Source organism: Alcanivorax sp. HI0083 (genome assembly GCF_001635175.1).
Genome location: NZ_LWFX01000937.1, coordinates 1 through 3,107 on the forward strand (window position 1 = coordinate 1; position 3,107 = coordinate 3,107).

3 protein-coding genes are annotated in these 3,107 nt (G+C 61.1%); all 3 read left to right on the plus strand.

All coding sequences use genetic code 11. The features are described from left to right. Nucleotides 1-1,310 (plus strand): efflux RND transporter permease subunit (locus A3754_RS10370; protein ID WP_156496945.1); only part of this gene is annotated, 1,310 nt, incomplete at its 5' end. Between the two features lie 136 nt (nt 1,311-1,446). Next, nucleotides 1,447-1,809: a PleD family two-component system response regulator gene (locus A3754_RS10375; RefSeq protein ID WP_063518675.1), complete on the plus strand. Its 363-nt coding sequence runs from the start codon at nt 1,447-1,449 to the stop codon at nt 1,807-1,809. Between the two features lie 182 nt (nt 1,810-1,991). Continuing rightward, nucleotides 1,992-3,107, plus strand: a 1,116-nt coding sequence (locus A3754_RS10380; protein WP_304439829.1) for a Tex-like N-terminal domain-containing protein, incomplete at its 3' end; no start/stop codon positions are given.

The window sequence follows — 3,107 nt, forward strand, 5'->3', positions numbered from 1 at the left end:
TGCCGGACAGCGAACGTCGACGCTTCAGCGCCATCGAACGCCTGCCCATCATCACCAATCAGGGCGAAGCCATTCCCCTGCGCGACGTGGTCACCTTTGACGCCCGCAAGGGCGTGGACCTGCTGCGCCGCGTCAACGGCGAACTGGCGGTCACTGTCTACGCCGACCTGGACCCGGAACAGGGCAACGCCAACGAAATTATCGCCACACTCAACGAAGGTATCCTGCCGGAATTGAAGAGCCAGTACGGCATCGGCGTGGGCTACGAAGGCAAGCTGCAGGAGCAGGAGGAAAACCTGCAGGATCTGGCCACCGGCGCCCTGCTCGGGCTGGCCATCATCTATATCGTGCTGGCCTGGGTGTTCAGTTCCTATTCCTGGCCAATAGCGATCATGACGGCGATCTTCTTCGGCCTCACCGGGGCGGTCATCGGGCATATCTTCACCGCCCCCTTCGGCATTAAATTCTCCATGTTCTCGGCCATGGGGCTGTTCGGCCTGTCCGGCATTATCGTCAACGACTCCATCGTGCTGGTGAGCTTCTACCAGCAGCTGGTCGCCGAAGGCATGGAACGATTCCAGGCGATTGTGGAGGCCTGTGTACGCCGTCTGCGCGCGGTGCTGCTCACGTCCATCACCACCATCGCCGGCCTCACCCCGATTCTGTTCGAAAGCTCCCTGCAGGCCCAGTTCCTCAAACCCATGGCGGTAAGCCTGGTGTTCGGGCTACTGTTCGGCACCGGGCTGATTCTGTTGGTGGTGCCCGCCATGCTGATGCTGATTGAGGAACAGCGCGATCGCATCCACGGACTCAGCCACCATCTGGCGTCAAACAATTGGGGTACCCTGCTGCAGCGCGCCTGGCGTTTTGATCCGGCTCACTACCGCCAGCAACCCGGCCCGCAGGGCCTGGGCGGCAACCTCTGGTGGGTCATGCTGCTCGGCCCCTTCCTGCTACTCAAAGTGTTCGGCAACCTTGCCTTGCTCATGGCCGCCGCCAGCAACGATGCCAGCCTGCTGCTGCTCATCCCTGCCGGGCTGGCGTGGCTGCTCATGTTGGGGCTGGGAGCAGCCTTTCTGTGGTGCCTGTTCCGTCGGCGCTACCTGGCGCTGGCGCTGGCGCCGCGCTGGCTGCTGATGACCGGGCTGGGCAGCCTTGTCATTGCCGCCCTGGCACCACTGGCAGGCCATCACGGCGATCTGCTGGCCAACAGTTTCTGGGCACTGGCCCGCTGGACGCTGATAACCGCCCTGATTGTGCTGCCCATTCTGCTATGGGGGCGGCGCAGCGCCCACACATTTACCCGGTAAGCTGCCCCATTGCGGCACACATGTGCCACAATTCGACAGCTTACCTTTTGACCCGTCGCTGGTATGATTCGCGATTGGATCGAGACACATATAAAAATACAGCCGATGGGATCAATAGCGGCTTGAGGAGAGCAACATGGCCAAAATTCTTGTGGTGGACGATTCCCCGACCCAGCTGACCAATCTGGTAAAGATTGTCCAGGGTCAGGGCCATGATGTCGTTACTGCCACCAACGGCATGGAAGGGATAGAAAAAGCCCGTCATGAGCAGCCCGATCTGATCCTGATGGATGTGGTCATGCCGGAACTGAACGGCTTCCAGGCCACCCGCAAGATCACCCGTGACCCGGCCACCGAAAGCATTCCGGTGATTCTGGTGACGACCAAGGACCAGGAAACCGACAAGGTCTGGGGCGAACGCCAGGGTGCCTTCGGCTATGTGGTCAAACCGCCGGTGGAAGCGGAACTGGTCGCCAAGATCAATGAAGCGCTGGGCTGAGTCGCCGTCCGCGGCCCGTCACGCGCGATAACCGAGCATTCATGACCTGCGCCACAGCCACAGCCGCTTTTACAAGTCAATCTATCAACGACCGGATTCATTCCCTATGATTCCGGTCGTTTTGTATTTGAAGAACGCTTGCCGGCAATACGCTCGCAGGCCGCACGCCGTCAGGACATATCATGCGTAGTATCGAACAGATTATTGCCGAAGAAATCGGTTGCCAGGAACGCCAGGTCAACGCCGCCGTCGCCCTGCTCGACGAAGGTTCCACCGTCCCCTTTATCGCCCGCTACCGCAAAGAGGTCACCGGCGGTCTGGACGACACCCAGCTGCGTAACCTGGAAGAACGGCTGCGTTATCTGCGTGAGATGGAAGAGCGCCGCGAGGCCATCCTGAAAAGCATCGCCGAACAGGAAAAGCTCACTCCCGAGCTGGAAAAGGCGATCAAGGCCGCCGACACCAAGACCCGGCTGGAAGATCTCTACCTGCCCTACAAACCCAAGCGCCGCACCCGCGCCCAAATTGCCCGCGAAGCTGGCCTGGAGCCGCTGGCCGACAGCCTGATGAATGATCCCACCCAGGACCCGGAAGCGCTGGCCGCCGGCTACCTGAACGAGGAACATAAAGTTGCCACCGCCAAGGACGCCCTGGACGGTGCCAAACAGATCCTCATGGAGCGCTTCGCCGAAGACGCCGAGCTGCTCACCCGCTTGCGCACCTTCCTCTGGGACAAGGGCCACATCCAGGCCAAAGTTGTCGACGGCAAGGAAAAAGACGGCGCCAAGTTCAGCGACTATTTCGATCACAGCGAAACGCTCAAGGGCATCCCCAGCCACCGCGCCCTGGCCCTGTTCCGGGGCCGCAATGAAGGCATCCTGCATGTTTCCATGGTGCTGCCAGAAGAGCTGGAGAATGCCCAGCCGCATCCCTGCGAAGCTATGGTCACCGCCGTGGCTGACTGGCAGCACGCCGGCCGTGCCGCCGATGACTGGCTCAAGGAAGTGATGCGCTGGACCTGGAAGATCAAACTCAACACCCACCTGGAAACCGAGCTGCTGGGCCGGGTACGGGAAATGGGCGAAGAGGAAGCCATTCAGGTGTTCGCCCGTAACCTGAAAAGCCTGCTGATGGCTTCCCCCGCCGGCCCCAAGTGCACCATGGGTCTGGATCCCGGTCTGCGCACCGGGGTGAAGGTGGTGGTCGTGGATGCCACCGGCAAGCTGCTGGAACACACCACCGTGTTTCCGCACCAGCCAAAAAACCAGTGGGACCAGTCCCTCAGCAAACTGGCGGCC